Genomic DNA, 14582 nt, shown 5'->3' on the forward strand with positions numbered 1-14582 from the left:
CCCGGTCCAGCGCACAGAAAGCGACACTCACCATGGATCTCGGCGTGCGCTGGAAACTGCACGGTGACGGCCGTACCCCCGCTCCCGGCGCGGTCGTGCGGCCCGACGAGCGGCTGTCGTGGCCGCGGACCTTCGGGCTCGGCGCGCAGCACGTGGTGGCCATGTTCGGCGCGTCTTTCGTGGCGCCCGTCCTGATGGGTCTCGACCCGAATCTGGCCATCATGATGTCGGGCGTCGCGACCGTCATCTTCCTGCTCGCCACCCGCGGCCGCGTGCCCAGCTACCTGGGCTGCTCGCTCTCCTTCGTGGGCGTCGCCGCGGTCATCCGCGCGCAGGGCGGCTCCAGCGCGACGGTGACCGGCGCGGTCTTCGTGGTCGGCGCCGCGCTGTTCCTGGTGGGGCTCGCGGTGCAGAAGTTCGGGGCGCGGGTCATCCACGCCGCGATGCCGCCGATCGTGACCGGCGCGGTCGTCATGCTGATCGGCTTCAACCTGGCGCCGGTCACCGCGTCGACGTACTGGCCGCAGGACCAGTGGACGGCGCTGCTGGTGATGCTCTTCACCGGCCTGGCCGTGGTGTGCCTGCGCGGCTTCTGGTCGCGCATCGCCATCTTCCTCGGCCTGATCTTCGGCTACGCCATCTCCTGGGTCCTCGACCAGGTCTTCGGCAAGATCCACTCGGCGGACGGTTCCGGCAAGGTCGTCGACCACTGGCGCCTCGACCTCTCCGCCGTCGGCCGGGCCGACTGGATCGGGCTGCCCTCCTTCCACGCGCCGAGCTTCGAGTGGTCGGCGATCCTCGTGGCGCTGCCGGTCGTCATCGCGCTGATCGCGGAGAACGCGGGCCACGTCAAGGCCGTGGGCGAGATGACCGGTGACGACCTCGACGACAAGCTCGGTACGGCGATCTCCGCCGACGGCGCCGCGTCCATGCTCTCCACCGCGGTCGGCGGCCCGCCCAACACGACGTACTCCGAGAACATCGGCGTCATGGCGGCGACCCGCGTCTACTCCACGGCCGCGTACTGGGCGGCGGCCTGCTTCGCGCTGCTCTTCGGGCTCTGCCCCAAGTTCGGCGCGGTCGTCGCGGCGATCCCCGGCGGCGTGCTCGGCGGCATCACCGTCATCCTCTACGGCATGATCGGCCTGCTCGGCGCGCAGATCTGGATCAACGCCAAGGTGGATCTGCGCAACCCGCTGAACCTGGTGCCGGCCGCCGCGGGCATCATCATCGGCGTCGGCGGCGTCTCGCTGAAGTTCACCGACAACTTCGAGCTGAGCGGCATCGCGCTCGGCACGATCGTCGTCATCACCGGCTATCACGTGCTGCGCGCGTTCGCACCGCCGCACCTCAAGACCCAGGAACCGCTGCTGGACGCGGGTACGTCGACGTACGACGAGAAGAGCGAGAGCCGGAGCGACGGCGCCCGGTAATCCGGTGGACGTGGTGCGCACCGGCGGGCTACCGTGCGCGCCATGTCCAGCCCCGAGTCCGACAGACTCCGGCCACCGGTCGTCCGGTGGCTTCCCGCGCCGTCGCACTGACGCCTGCGACCGTTACGTGCCGCCTTCCGCGCGCTCGCACAGCCACCGGATCACCGCTCCCGTGTCCTGATCGTTTCGATCGATCCACACCGTGGTTGCGGAGTTTCGCTGTGCCCTTTGCCCTTTACCTGCTCGGACTTGCCGTCTTCGCGCAAGGCACCTCCGAGTTCATGCTGTCCGGCCTGGTGTCGGACATCGCCCGGGATTTGGATGTCTCCATCCCGTCCGCGGGCCATCTCACCTCGGCCTTCGCCGTGGGAATGGTCGTCGGCGCGCCGCTGATGGCCCTGCTGAGCCGTCGCTTCTCGCGGCGGCGCGCGCTGCTGGCCTTCCTCGTCACCTTCCTCCTTGTCCATGTCGTCGGCGCGCTCACCACGAGCTTCGCGGTGCTGCTCGTGACGCGGGTGGTCGGCGCCCTCGCCAACGCCGGTTTCCTCGCGGTCGCCCTCGTGACCGCCACGAGCATGGTCGAGCCGGACGCCAAGGGGCGCGCCACCTCGGCGCTGCTCGGCGGCGTGACGGTCGCCTGTGTCGCGGGCGTGCCCGCGGGGGCGGTGCTCGGCGAGGTGTGGGGGTGGCGTTCGGCGTTCTGGGCGGTGGCCCTGCTCTCCGTACCCGCCGTCCTCGCCATCGCGCGGGCCGTGCCGGCCGGTGCCGCCGGGGCGCCGGATGCCGCCGGGCCGAGCGCGCTCAGTGAGCTGCGCGCGCTGCGCAGCCCGCGGCTCCTGTCGACGCTGCTGCTCGGCGCGCTGGTGAACGGTGCGACGTTCTGTACGTTCACCTACCTGGCGCCGCTGGTCACCGAGGTCACCGGGCTCGGCCCGGGCTGGGTGCCGGTGGTGCTGGCACTCTTCGGCATCGGTTCGTTCGTCGGGGTCACCGTGGGCGGTCGCGTCGCCGACGTGCGGCCCGTGCCGCTCCTGGCCCTCGGTTCGCTCGCGCTGCTCGGCGGCTGGGTCCTCCTCGCGGTGACCGCCGCGTCCCCGGTGGCCGTGCTCCTGCTGGTCCTCGTCCAGGGCACGCTGTCGTTCGGCGTCGGCTCCACGTTGATCTCGCAGGCCCTCTACGCGGCGACGGCCGCCCCCACCCTGGCCGGCGGCTTCGCCACGGCCGCGTTCAACGTGGGCGGGGCGCTCGGCCCTTGGTGCGGCGGCCTCGCGATCTCCGCCGGACTCGGCTACCGCTCACCCCTGTGGACCAGCGCGCTCCTCGTGGCAACGGCCCTGACCATCGGAGCCACAGCCCTCCGCCTCAGCCGCCGCGTGCGCCAGACGGCGACAGCGGCTCAAGCACGCGCCGACTCGCCGGCGTAGGACAAAGCGAAGACGCCGGGCGAGGCGACGGCAGACGCGCCCAACTCGCCCGGCCCCCGCCCCGACGCAACGTGAGCGGGAGGCGCGGCCCTCCGCCTGAGCCGACGGGTGCGCCCGGCGGCAGTGGAACGGCGTCGGTGGCCACAGCCGAAGGCGGCCGGCGCCACCACATCCCCGCCCCTCACGCCACCCCCACACACCCCGGCTCCCGGCACCCCGCGTCCCTCGTTTCGGGGAAGTGGGCGGTGCGCCGGTGTGCGGGGCGGGGCGGGGCTGCGACGCTGCCCGCATGGCGCAGTTGGAGCGGTTCGCAGAGTCCAGGGTCCCGCGGCGCGGGGTCGACGGCGTGGTGGCGCGGATGCGGGCGCTCGGCGGCGACCTGCCGCCGCGCGACGGGGTGGCCGTCTTCAACCGGGTCTATCTCTCCGTCACCGAGGAGGTCGGCCGGCACCTCGGCCTCGGCGTCTTCCCGGACGCCCGGGCGGCGACCACGCTCGGCGTCCGGTTCGCCGAGCGCTACCTCGCCGCCGTCGACGCGGCGGCCGAGGAGCGCCGGCCGCCCGCCTGCTGGCGCCCGCTGTTCCAGTACCGGCACCATCCCGGCGTACGTCCGCTGCAGTTCGCCCTCGCCGGCATCAACGCGCACATCGGCCACGACCTGGCGCTCGCCCTCGTCGACTCCTGCCGTGCGCTCGACTGTGAACCGGACGATCTGGAGGACGAGTTCGACGGCGTGGGCGACATCCTCGTCACGCTGGAGGAGCGCATCCGCGAAGAGCTGATGCCGGGCCCCGACCTCCTCCAGATCGGCGATCCGCTGACGCATCTGGCGGGTTCCTGGAGCCTGGAGCGGGCCCGCGACGGCGCGTGGGGCGCCGCCCGCGCCCTGTGGGCCCTGCGCGATCTGCCGGGCGTCGCGCGGGAGTTCGGGGAGCGACTCGACGGGGCGGTGGGACTGGTGGGCCGCATCCTGCTGACGCCGCTGCCGGACTGACCGAACCGCCCACCCGGCACCGCGCTCCCTGTACGTTGCGTCGAAGGCCCCGACGCGAAGGAGCACAGGCATGGCGACCCGACTCGGACTGAGCCTCCCGCAGGGCAGGCAGTACGCCATCGGACGCGACGTCCCGGCGGTGGCCAGGGCCGCCGAGGACATCGGCTACGCGAGCGTGTGGGTCTTCGAGCGCGTCCTGTGCCCCGACCCCGCCACGCAGGGCCTGTACGGCATTCCGGGCCGCGCCTGGCCCGACCACTACCGCTCGGTCGCCGACCCGCTGATCACCCTGGCGCTCGCCGCCTCCACCACGGACCGGGTCGCGCTCGGCACCAGCGTCCTCATCGCCCCGTTGCACGTCCCCCTCCAGCTCGCCCGCTCACTCGCCACGCTGGACGCGGCGAGCGGCGGCCGTGTCGTCGCGGGCCTCGGCACGGGCTGGTCCCTGGACGAGTACGCGGCGGCGTCGGTGGCGCCCTTCACCCGGCGCGGCAAGGTCCTGGACGAGCTCATCGACGTCTGCCACGCGGTGTGGGGGCCCGACCCGGTGGCGTACGAAGGGGAGTTGACGACCATCGTGCCCGCCGCGGTCGGCCCCAAGCCCGCCCGGCCGATCCCGATCCTGCTGCCCGCGAACAGCCCGCGCGCGCTGCGCAGGCTCGTGGACCGGGCCGACGGCTGGATGCCGCTGGGCATGGGGGCCGAGGCCCTCGCCGCGCAGTGGGCCAAGGTGCGGGAGGCGGCCGCGGAGCGGGGCCGGGAGCGGCCCCTCCGGAGCGTGGTGCGGGCCAACGCCCGCTACGCGCCGAGGGCGTACGTCGGCGAGGGCCGCGCCCCCTTCCAGGGCGACGCCGCGCAGATCGCCGAGGACCTCGCGGCGCACGCGGCGGTCGGCGTCGAGGAGATCATCGTGGAGCTCGCCGTGTCCGCGCGGGACGCCCAGGAGCTCAAGGACGTCGCCGCCGCGGTGTACGAGGCCGCGCGGGCGGCCGGGGTCCAGAGGACGCCGCCCCGGCCGCCCGGCGCCGCCCGTCAGTCCTCGGGCAGCTCGACCGGGGCGATCTCGTCGTAGACGTCGCCGGGGCCGGGGTTGGTGGCGTCGGTGGAGCCGCCGAAGTGGTGCATCACGCCCCACACGGCGTTCAGCGCGGTCTGGATCGCGCCCTCGGCCCAGCCGGCCGTCCAGGAGATGTCGTCGCCCGCGAGGAAGATGCCGCGCTTGTCCTCGGGCAGCCGGTCCTGCATGAAGTGGGTGAACAGGCGCCGCTGGTAGCGGTAGTGGCCCGGCAGGTTCGCCTTGAAGGCGCCCATGAAGTAGGGCTCGTTCTCCCAGGAGACCGTCACCGGGTTGCCGATGATGTGCTTCCTGATGTCGACCTTCGGGTAGATCTCGCCGAGCGACTTGAGCATGACCTCCATGCGCTCGTTCGCCGACAGGGGCAGCCACTTCAGGCTGTCGTCGCACCAGGTGTACGAGAGGCAGATGACGGCGGGCTTGTCCGGCCCGTCGTCCAGCAGGTAGGTGCCGCGCGTCATGCGGTCGGTGAGCGTCATCGACATGACGTCACGCCCGGTCTCCTCGTCCTTGTCCAGCCAGAACGGCCGGTCGACGGGCACGAAGAGCTTCGAGCTCTCCATGTAGTGGGTGCGCTCCATCGCCGTCCAGTGGTCGATGGGGAAGAGCGAGTCGTCGCACTCGATCTTCGACAGGAGCATCCAGGACTGCGCGGTGAAGATCGCCGCCTGGTAGGTGCGGATGTCGCCGGAGGCGTCGGTGACGGTGACGCGGTTCCCGGCGGTGCGGGTCAGGCGGGTCACGGCGGGCTTGGGCTCGCCGCCGTGCAGCGACTTCAGGGACGTACCGAGCGGCCAGTGCACGATCTTCTGCGGCTCGCGGTCCCACAGGCGCAGCGGCAGCTGCTGGCTGCCGCCGACGATGCCGCGGTGGTGGTCGTCGGCCTCGGTGTAGACGACGCGCAGGATCTCCAGGATGGAGTTCGGGAAGTCGGTGTCCCAGCCGCCCGTGCCGAAGCCGACCTGGCCGAAGATCTCGCGGTGCCGGAAGGACTTGAAGGCCTCGGAGTCGCAGAGGAAGCCGTAGAAGGTCTGGTTGTCGAGCTTCTCGACGAGCTTGGCCCAGATCTCGCGGATCTTCGGCACGTCGCGCTCGCGCAGGGCGCGGTTCATGTCGGAGAAGTCCGCGCCCTCCTCCAGGCAGTCCGCCCATGCCTTCGCCACGTCGCGGTAGACCTGCGGCAGGTCGGCGACGGTCTCGGCGTAGTGCGACTCGCCCTTGAGGTCCACGACCGTCGAGGGGGTCGACTCGGCGAGCGGGTTGGGGAACGGGCTGGTCTTCAGGCCCACCAGGTCGATGTAGTGCTGGAGCGCCGTGGAGGACGGCGGGAAGCGCATCGCGCCCATCTCGGCGGTGAGCGAGGGGTCGCAGCCCTCGAAGCCGACGGTGCGCAGCCGGCCGCCGATCTGGTCGGCCTCGTACACGACGGGCTTGAGGCCCATCTTCATCAGTTCGTACGCGGCCACGATGCCGGACAGGCCGCCGCCGATGACGGCGACCTCGGTGCCGTGCTCGGTGGCGGGTATCTGGCCGAGGCCCGCGGGGTGCGCGAGGTAGTCGTCGTACGCGTAGGGGAAGTCCGGGCCGAACATGGTGATCGGCGGCTGGGCGTCGGTGTGCTGGATGGCGGTGGGCACCGTGGACGTCATGGGGTACGGACTCCTTGCACGGAACTGAAAAAGGCAGGTGGGGGGGCTGGGCTCAGACGAGGGACGCGTACAGGCCGGGGCGGCGGTCGCGCAGGTAGGGGTTGTTCTCGCGGGACGCGCTCAGGAACTCCGGGTCGACGTCACCGATGACCAGCTCCTCGCCGCGGCCCGCGCGGGCGCGCGCCACGCCGTCGGGACCGGCCAGCGTGGAGAGCCCGACGAACTCGAACTCTCCCTCCGGGCCGACCCGGTTGACGTACGCGACGTACATCTGGTTCTCGAAGGCGCGCACCGGCACGACGGACTCGGCGACGAACTGGAAGGGGTGCATCTGCGCGGTGGGGACGACCAGGAGGTCGGTGCCGGCGAGGGCGTGCGCGCGGACGTTCTCCGGGAACTCCACGTCGTAGCAGATCATGAGGCCGACGCGGACGCCGCCCAACTCCGCCTGGACGACGGACTGTTCGCCCGGCGTGAAGGAATCGCGCTCGAAGCAGCCGAAGAGGTGGGTCTTGCGGTAGTTCGCGAGCCGGGCGCCGTCGGGGCCGATCAGCTGCGCGGAGTTGTAGACCGCCTCGCCCTCGCGCTCCGGGTAGCCGTAGACGATGCCGACGCCGTGGCGGGCCGCGATCTCGGCGATGGCCGTGGCCGATGCGCCGTCGGCGGGCTCGGCGAGGCGGGCGATGTCGTCGCCGATCGCGTAGCCGGTGAGGTACAGCTCGGGAGCGGCCAGCAGCCCGGCCCCGGCCGCGGCCGCGCGTCCCGCCGCCTCGTCGAGCGCCGTGAGGTTCTCGGTGACGGATCCGAGCTGCCCGGAACTCTGGAGCAGGGCGGTGCGCAGCGCAGGCATGGCTGATCCTCAGGGCGTACGAAGGGGCAGGTGGGGTCCGTTAGACGGTACGGTCGGCGGCCTTACCGGGACAAGGCGCGAGCGTTGCGGGCAGCCGCGCGATCCGTTGCGCGTGGCGGGTCATCGGCGGTGATTCGTTGCGCGGGGAGACGCGCCTCACGTATCAGCGGTCTCCACCTGCGGGCGCAGGGCCCGCGCGGCCGTCCCCGCCGCGCGGGGGAAGCGGAGTGCCGCCCGTGGCCGGACGTGCCGGGCCCCCGTTCCGCGAGAGCGTGATGACACCCGGAGAGACCGGGTCAACGCCTGGCAGAGGGAAGGCCTCCCATGAGCCGTACGACCATCGACCGCGTCCTCGACCGCCGCCGCGCCCTGGCGGTGGGCGCCGCGCTCCTCATGACCGCGGGGGTGGCGGGCGTGGCCGTCGCGTCCGGGGAGGACGCGTCACGCCCCGCCTCGTCGGCCGCAGCGCCCCACACGGCCGACAAGGCCACCAAGCGCGAGGCCGCCGCGCTCACCGGCACGGCGAAGATGTACCGCAAGACGACGGAGGACGTGACGTTCACCTTCGACGCGCATCTGGCGGCTCGGGACAACGGCGACCCGTCGAAGGCGACCGGCACCTTCCGCTTCGTCCATCTGGACAAGCCGGGCGGCGAGGGCGGCTGGGCGAAGGGCCGCATCGACTGCCTGATGACGGGCGGCAAGGTGGCCACGGCGACCGGGATCATCACCGCCACCAACCTGAGGGACATCAAGGGCGGCCGGGTCGGCTTCACGGTCCACGACACGGGCGGCACCGACCGCGTGGGCTACAGCTGGGCGGCCGTGGGCGGCCCCGACGGCACGAAGAACCTCCCGAAGTGCACCAGCTCGGCCCCGCACGAGAAGGTCAAGAGCGGCACGGGCGACTTCCACGTAACCCCGTGGAAGGTCCCGTACCCGAAGGCCCCGTAAGGCACGCGGGGACCTGCGCACCCCGCCCCCACCAACCCGCACTCGCACCCGCACCCGCCCGCAAACCGACCAGCTACGCCGGCGACCCCGAAGAAAACCTCCGCATCAACGGCGAAAGCACCAGCACCGACCGCGTCCGCTCAACGAACGGCTCCCCCGCGATCCGCTCAAGCACCCGCTCGAAATGCCGCATGTCCGCGGCGAAGACCTGAACGATCGCGTCCGCGTCCCCCGTGACGGTGGAGGCGGACGCGATCTCCGGGTACCGCTCGAGCCCCCGCTTGATCGCCTCCGGCGAGGTATTGCGGCGACAGTAGATCTCGATGAACCCCTCGGTCTCCCAGCCGAGAGCCGCCGGGTCCACCCGCACCGTGAAGCCCGTGATGGCTCCGGTGGCCCGCAGCCGGTCGACGCGCCGCTTGACGGCGGGCGCGGAGAGCCCGACCAGCTGGCCGATGTCGGCGTAGGAGCGGCGGGCGTCCTCGGCGAGGGCGTGCACGATGCGTTCGTCGAGATCGTTCAGTCGCACGGGGGGTCGATCACTTTTCTGCTGTGGCCAATCGGGAGCGGCGCATGCCGTACAGGAAGTAGAACACGAGGCCGACAGCCATCCAGACACCGAACACGACCCACGTCACGGAGTCGAGGCTGAACATGTTGTACGCGCAGAAGCCGAAGCCGAGCACCGGGAAGAGCCAGCCGAGCGGCACCCGGAAGGTGCGCGGCATGTCCGGGCGGGTGCGGCGCAGCACGATCACGGCGATGTTGACCAGGCCGAAGGCGAAGAGCGTGCCGATGCTGGTGGCGTCGACGAGCTTGCCGAGCGGGATGACCGAGGCGAGCGCGGCGCAGAACAGCGACACGATGACGGTGTTCACGCGGGGCGTGCCCGTCTTCTTGCTGACCTTGCCGAAGGCCTTGGGGACGAGGCCGTCGCGCGACATGGCGAACAGCACGCGGGTCTGGCCGTAGAGGACGGTCAGGACGACGGACGCGATGGAGATGACCGCGCCGGCGGCGAGCAGCGTGCCCCAGAAGTTCTGGCCGCTGACGTCGTTCATGATCGCGGCGAGCGTGGCCTCGGAGCCCTCGAAGTCCTTCCAGTTCCAGGCGCCGACGGCGACGGCCGCGACCAGGACGTAGAGGGCCGTGACGATGATCAGCGAGAGCATGATCGCGCGCGGCAGGTCGCGCTGCGGGTTCTTCGCCTCCTCACCGGCGGTGGAGGCGGCGTCGAAGCCGATGTACGAGAAGAACAGGCTCGCGGCGGCGGCGCTGACGCCGGCCGTGCCGAGCGGCATGAAGTCCGAGTAGTTGCCGGACTTGAAGCCCATGAAGCCGATGGTGCAGAAGAGCACGAGCGCGGCGATCTTCACGATGACCATGACCGTGTTGGCCGTCGCCGACTCCTTGGCGCCGCCGAGCAGGAACACCATGGCCAGCAGCACGACGATCAGGCCGGGCAGGTTGATGACGCCGCCCTCGCCGGGTGCGGAGGAGAGCACGTCGGGGATGGTGACGCCGATGGTCCCGTCGAGGAGTTCGTTGAGGTACTCGCCCCAGCCGACGGCGACGGCCGCGACCGAGACGCCGTACTCCAGGACGAGACACCAGCCGCAGACCCAGGCGATGAGTTCGCCCATCGTTGCGTACGCGTACGAGTATGAGGAGCCCGCGACGGGTATGGAGCCCGCCAGTTCCGCGTACGAGAGTGCCGAGAAGAGGGCGGTGAGTCCGGCGATCACGAACGACACGGTCACGGCGGGGCCGGCCTTGGGGACGCTCTCGCCGAGGACGACGAAGATGCCGGTGCCGAGCGTGGCACCGATGCTGATCATGGTGAGCTGCCACATGCCGAGGGAGCGCCTCAGCGAGCCTCCCTCACCCTGGCCACCCTCCGCGACCAGGAGTTCCACCGGCTTGCGGCGCATCAAACGGCCGCCGAGCCCGGAGAGGCCCGGGGGGCTTGGGCGGTTCTGCGGGGGTGCGCCTTGGTCGAGCACGCGCTGGCTCCTTCATCGCTGCCGGTCACGGCGGCGGGGACCCGTGGCACCCGTGTCGGAAGACGGGAACCACCGAGCAGGCAGTCCCCGCCACACCACGTTCAGCGCCTGACTCTAAGGTCCGCGCCTTCCCGACCGTAATGCAGCAACCTTGCGCAACACCAGTTGATCATTGCGCACTTCCGTCATATGTGCGTCTTCGTTGCGCGGTCCGTTTCGTCCGTTGCGTTCCGCCCTTTTCGCGACAACGACGAAAGGCCCCCTCGGGGTGTTCCGACGGGGCCTTTCGTGAGATGTCCGGTACGGAGGTGACTAGCTCCAGCTGGCGTGCAGCGGCTTGCCCTCCGCGTACCCGGCGGCGCTCTGGATGCCCACCGTGGCCTTCTCGGTGAACTCGGCGAGGGAGGCCGCGCCCGCGTAGGTGCAGGAGGAGCGGACGCCCGCGATGATCGAGTCGATCAGGTCCTCGACGCCCGGACGGGTCGGGTCGAGGAACATGCGGGAGGTCGAGATGCCCTCCTCGAAGAGCGCCTTGCGGGCCCTGTCGTACGCCGACTCCTCGCTCGTGCGGTTGCGCACCGCGCGGGCGGAGGCCATGCCGAAGGACTCCTTGTACGCGCGGCCCTGGGCGTCGTGCTGGAGGTCGCCCGGGGACTCGTACGTACCCGCGAACCAGGAGCCGATCATGACGTTCGAGGCACCGGCGGCCAGCGCCATGGCGACGTCGCGGGGGTGGCGGACACCGCCGTCGGCCCACACGTGCTTGCCGTACTTCTTCGCCTCGGCGGCGCACTCGAAGACCGCGGAGAACTGCGGGCGGCCGACGCCGGTCATCATGCGCGTGGTGCACATGGCGCCGGGGCCCACGCCGACCTTGATGATGTCGGCGCCTGCCTCGATGAGGTCGCGCACGCCCTCGGCGGCGACGATGTTGCCCGCGACGATCGGCACCCGCGGGTCGAGCGCGCGCACGGCCTTGACCGCGGCGATCATCGACTCCTGGTGGCCGTGGGCGGTGTCCACGACGAGCGTGTCGACGCCCGCGTCGAGGAGCTGCTTGGCCTTGCCCGCAACGTCGCCGTTGATGCCGACGGCGGCGGCGATGCGCAGGCCGCCGTCGGCGTCGACGGCCGGGGTGTAGAGGGTGGCGCGCAGCGCGCCCGTGCGGGTCAGGATGCCGGCGAGGCGGCCGTCCTTGTCCACTGCGGGGGCGTACCGGCGGTTGGCGTGGTCCAGCTTGTTGAACGCGTCGCGCGGGTCGATGTCGGCGTCCAGGAGCAGCAGGTCCCTGGACATGACCTCGGAGAGCTGCGTGAAGCGGTCCACGCCGTTCAGGTCGGTGTCGGTGACGACGCCCACGGGCTTCTGGTCGGCGTCGACCACGACACCGGCGTTGTGCGCGCGCTTGGGCAGCAGCGCGAGGGCGTCCGCGACGGTCTGCGACGGGGCCAGGACGATCGGGGTGTCCAGGACGTGGTGGCGCGTCTTGACCCAGGAGACGACGTCGGTGACGACCTCGATCGGGATGTCCTGGGGGATGACGACGAGGCCGCCGCGGCGGGCGACGGTCTCGGCCATGCGCCGGCCGGCGATCGCGGTCATGTTGGCGACGACCAGCGGGATCGTGGTGCCGGTGCCGTCGGGCGAGGTCAGGTCGACGCCCTGGCGGGAACCGACGGCGGAGCGCCTCGGGACCATGAAGACGTCGTCGTACGTCAGGTCGTAGGGAACCGGAGGAGTTGATACATGCCGCCCCGTACCGGGCTCAAGGAAACGCATAAGTCTCACATTTTCACGCGAAACGGCGCAGGTCACTCCCACAAAGACACAGCAAAACGCCCCCGACCATGTCTGGTCCTCCAAAGAGGTACGGGGGCTCATGCGCAGGACAGTGGGCCTGCCTTACGTCGAAAGGTTACCCGAGGTCCCACGGATCGGCGAGCCGGCCACGGCCGAGGGGTCGCGTCGACGGGGGCGGCACAGGGTGGGGCGGCGCGCGACAACCGGCCGGTGCGGGCCGAAAAGGAGCGAAGACAACATGGTTACGTAAGAACGGAGTTGGGATATCCATGTTTACAACTGGACGAGTCAGGAGTCACATTGACAGAGGCGATCACGCAAGCCTACGCTCGCTTTTGAACAACGGTAAGACAACGTCGCTTTGAGCGTGTGTCAGCGGCATCCGAAGCGGATGTGACCGCACCCAACCTCCCGGCCACCCTTCGGAAACGTCCAGTCCACCCAGTCGTTTACGGAGATATTGGCCTCATGAAGGGCATCATTCTGGCCGGGGGCAATGGCACCCGGCTCTACCCGTTAACGTACGCCGTGTCGAAGCAGATACTCCCGGTGTACAACAAACCCCTGATCTATTATCCGCTCTCGGCACTCATGCTGGGCGGCATACAGGAAATCCTTGTCATCTCTTCGCCACGGCATCTGGGCACGTTCCGCGATCTACTCGGGGACGGCAGCCAACTCGGCCTGAGCATAGAATACGCCGAGCAGGCGGAGGCGAATGGCATCGCCGAGGCATTCATCATCGGCGCGGAATTCATCGGCGATGACGCCGTGACGCTGGTGCTCGGCGACAACATCTTCCACGGTCCCGGCCTTGGCAGAATGATCCAGGCCGAGACGCGGAACGTCGACGGCTGCGTCCTCTTCGGCTATTCGGTCGGAGATCCCGAGCGGTACGGCATCGGCGAGGTGGACGCCGACGGGCAGCTCGTCTCCCTGGAGGAGAAGCCCACGTCACCCCGGTCCAACCTGGCCATCACCGGCCTGTACGTGTACGGCAACGACGTCGTGGACGTGGCCAAGAACCTGCGGCCGTCGCGCCGCGGCGAGCTGGAGATCACCGATGTGAACCGCGTCTACCTGGAGCAGGGCAGGGCCAGGATGGTCAACCTGGGACGCGGGTTCGCCTGGCTGGACACCGGCACCCACGACTCCCTCCTCCAGGCCTCGCAGTTCGTGCAGACGCTGGAGCAGCGTCAGGGGGTACGGATAGCGTGCCTGGAGGAGATCGCTTTCCGTATGGACTTCATCGACGCCGCGGCCTGTTATGACCTCGGCAGTCGGCTGGGGAAAACCGATTACGGAAAGTATCTGATGGATATTTCCCGACAAGCCCGTCAAGACTGAAAGGCGTCCAGTGCGCATAGTTGTCACCGGTGGTGCCGGCTTCATCGGATCGAATTTCGTCAGGCACGCGGTGCAGGGTGCATATCCGGCCCTCGCGGGAGCCGATGTGGTGGTGCTCGACAAGCTCACCTACGCGGGCCGGAAAGAAAACCTCACCCCGGTCCTCGACAATCCCTCGCTGCGTTTCGTGGAGGGCGATATCTGCGACGCCCCCTTGATGCGTGACGTGCTGCGCGACAGCGATCTCGTCGTGCATTTCGCCGCCGAGTCGCACGTCGACCGCTCCATTTCCGGGGCCGAGGAGTTCGTGCGGACCAATGTACTCGGGACGCAGACGCTCCTGAGTGCCGCCCTGGAGGCGGGCGTGGGGAAATTCGTGCATGTCTCGACCGATGAGGTGTACGGCTCGCTCGACGCCGAAGGGACGCCATGGACGGAAGAGGCACCCCTCTCCCCGAACTCTCCTTATGCGGCGTCGAAGGCCTCCTCCGACCTGATGGCTCTCGCTTTTCAGCGGACGCATGGACTTCCGGTCTGTGTCACCCGCGGTTCCAACACTTATGGCCCGTATCAGTATCCCGAGAAGATAATCCCGCTGTTCGTCTCCCGTCTGCTGGCCGGCCAGAAGGTGCCGCTCTATGGGGACGGCACGCATGTACGGGACTGGCTGCACGTCGACGACCACTGCCAGGGCATCGCGCTGGTCGCCGCGGGCGGCGAACCCGGCGAGGTCTACAACGTCGGCGGCGGCACGGAGCTGACCAACCGCGCGCTGACCGGGCGACTGCTCGACCTGCTCGGCAAGGACACGTCGATGGTGGAGCGGGTGACCGACCGCAAGGGCCACGACCGGCGGTACGCGATGGACATCTCCAAGATCTCCGGCGCCCTGGGCTACAAGCCGGCGGTGCCGTTCGACGACGGGCTCGCGGCGACGGTCGACTGGTACCGGCAGCACCACGGCCTGTGGGCGGACGGCGCGTAACGCGCCCCGCTCCGGAACCCCGGACGGTGCCGGGCCACAGCTTCGCGGCTGCGGCCCGGCACCGTCCT

General features: G+C 70.3%; 12 protein-coding genes. 7 read left to right on the plus strand and 5 right to left on the minus strand.

Annotated features, from left to right (window positions below; translation table 11 throughout):
- The first annotated feature begins 32 nt into the window (after positions 1 to 32).
- The 4 genes from KKZ08_RS06285 (at position 33) to KKZ08_RS06300 (ending at position 4923) form a co-directional block, all read left to right on the plus strand.
- Entirely contained in the window at positions 33 to 1433 is a 1401-nt protein-coding gene (locus KKZ08_RS06285; protein WP_223773489.1) for a solute carrier family 23 protein, read from the plus strand.
- Between the two features lie 221 nt (positions 1434 to 1654).
- Entirely contained in the window at positions 1655 to 2857 is a 1203-nt protein-coding gene (locus KKZ08_RS06290) for a Cmx/CmrA family chloramphenicol efflux MFS transporter (RefSeq protein ID WP_223773490.1), read from the plus strand.
- Positions 2858 to 3146: 289 nt separating this feature from the next.
- On the plus strand, positions 3147 to 3851 hold the full coding sequence (locus tag KKZ08_RS06295; RefSeq protein WP_223773491.1) for a DUF5995 family protein: 705 nt from the start codon (positions 3147 to 3149) through the stop codon (positions 3849 to 3851).
- A 70-nt stretch (positions 3852 to 3921) separates the two neighbouring features.
- On the plus strand, positions 3922 to 4923 hold the full coding sequence (locus tag KKZ08_RS06300; protein ID WP_223773492.1) for an LLM class F420-dependent oxidoreductase: 1002 nt from the start codon (positions 3922 to 3924) through the stop codon (positions 4921 to 4923).
- Here the strand turns inward: KKZ08_RS06300 and KKZ08_RS06305 are convergent.
- Complete coding sequence (locus KKZ08_RS06305) at positions 4884 to 6575, minus strand: NAD(P)/FAD-dependent oxidoreductase (protein WP_223773493.1); 1692 nt, start codon at positions 6573 to 6575, stop codon at positions 4884 to 4886. The two genes, KKZ08_RS06300 and KKZ08_RS06305, sit on opposite strands and share 40 nt — an antisense overlap.
- Before the next feature lie 52 nt (positions 6576 to 6627).
- Positions 6628 to 7425, minus strand: coding sequence for a carbon-nitrogen hydrolase family protein (locus tag KKZ08_RS06310; RefSeq protein ID WP_223773494.1), 798 nt, complete (start codon positions 7423 to 7425; stop codon positions 6628 to 6630).
- Positions 7426 to 7749: 324 nt separating this feature from the next.
- Between KKZ08_RS06310 and KKZ08_RS06315 the strand changes: the two genes are divergently transcribed.
- The gene (locus tag KKZ08_RS06315; RefSeq protein WP_223773495.1) at positions 7750 to 8379 is read left to right on the plus strand and encodes a Repetin; all 630 of its coding nucleotides are present in this window, start codon (positions 7750 to 7752) and stop codon (positions 8377 to 8379) included.
- Positions 8380 to 8452: 73 nt separating this feature from the next.
- On the opposite strand, the gene KKZ08_RS06320 is transcribed toward KKZ08_RS06315, so the two are convergent.
- The 3 genes from KKZ08_RS06320 to KKZ08_RS06330 form a co-directional block, all read right to left on the minus strand.
- Complete coding sequence (locus KKZ08_RS06320; RefSeq protein WP_223773496.1) at positions 8453 to 8908, minus strand: Lrp/AsnC family transcriptional regulator; 456 nt, start codon at positions 8906 to 8908, stop codon at positions 8453 to 8455.
- A gap of 10 nt (positions 8909 to 8918) precedes the next feature.
- A complete protein-coding gene (locus KKZ08_RS06325; RefSeq protein ID WP_223773497.1) occupies positions 8919 to 10382 on the minus strand; it encodes an amino acid permease in 1464 nt (487 codons plus the stop codon).
- Positions 10383 to 10694: 312 nt separating this feature from the next.
- Positions 10695 to 12161 carry a GuaB1 family IMP dehydrogenase-related protein gene (locus KKZ08_RS06330; RefSeq protein WP_223773498.1) on the minus strand — a complete coding sequence of 489 codons (1467 nt, stop codon included), beginning with the start codon at positions 12159 to 12161 and terminating at the stop codon, positions 10695 to 10697.
- Between the two features lie 489 nt (positions 12162 to 12650).
- Between KKZ08_RS06330 and rfbA the strand changes: the two genes are divergently transcribed.
- Positions 12651 to 13529, plus strand: a complete 879-nt coding sequence (gene rfbA, locus KKZ08_RS06335) for a glucose-1-phosphate thymidylyltransferase RfbA (protein ID WP_223773499.1) — start codon at positions 12651 to 12653, stop codon at positions 13527 to 13529.
- Between the two features lie 10 nt (positions 13530 to 13539).
- Complete coding sequence (gene rfbB, locus KKZ08_RS06340; RefSeq protein ID WP_223773500.1) at positions 13540 to 14514, plus strand: dTDP-glucose 4,6-dehydratase; 975 nt, start codon at positions 13540 to 13542, stop codon at positions 14512 to 14514.
- The last annotated feature ends 68 nt before the right edge of the window (positions 14515 to 14582 follow it).

It is taken from the genome of Streptomyces sp. 135 (genome assembly GCF_020026305.1).
Lineage (GTDB): Bacteria > Actinomycetota > Actinomycetes > Streptomycetales > Streptomycetaceae > Streptomyces.

Coding starts and splice junctions, on each gene's coding strand:
- KKZ08_RS06305 (WP_223773493.1), bottom strand. CDS start 6,575: ATGACGTCCACGGTGCCCACCGCCATCCAGCACACCGACGCCCAGCCG.
- KKZ08_RS06295 (WP_223773491.1), top strand. CDS start 3,147: ATGGCGCAGTTGGAGCGGTTCGCAGAGTCCAGGGTCCCGCGGCGCGGG.
- KKZ08_RS06310 (WP_223773494.1), bottom strand. CDS start 7,425: ATGCCTGCGCTGCGCACCGCCCTGCTCCAGAGTTCCGGGCAGCTCGGA.
- KKZ08_RS06315 (WP_223773495.1), top strand. CDS start 7,750: ATGAGCCGTACGACCATCGACCGCGTCCTCGACCGCCGCCGCGCCCTG.
- KKZ08_RS06330 (WP_223773498.1), bottom strand. CDS start 12,161: ATGCGTTTCCTTGAGCCCGGTACGGGGCGGCATGTATCAACTCCTCCG.
- KKZ08_RS06285 (WP_223773489.1), top strand. CDS start 33: ATGGATCTCGGCGTGCGCTGGAAACTGCACGGTGACGGCCGTACCCCC.
- rfbA (WP_223773499.1), top strand. CDS start 12,651: ATGAAGGGCATCATTCTGGCCGGGGGCAATGGCACCCGGCTCTACCCG.
- KKZ08_RS06300 (WP_223773492.1), top strand. CDS start 3,922: ATGGCGACCCGACTCGGACTGAGCCTCCCGCAGGGCAGGCAGTACGCC.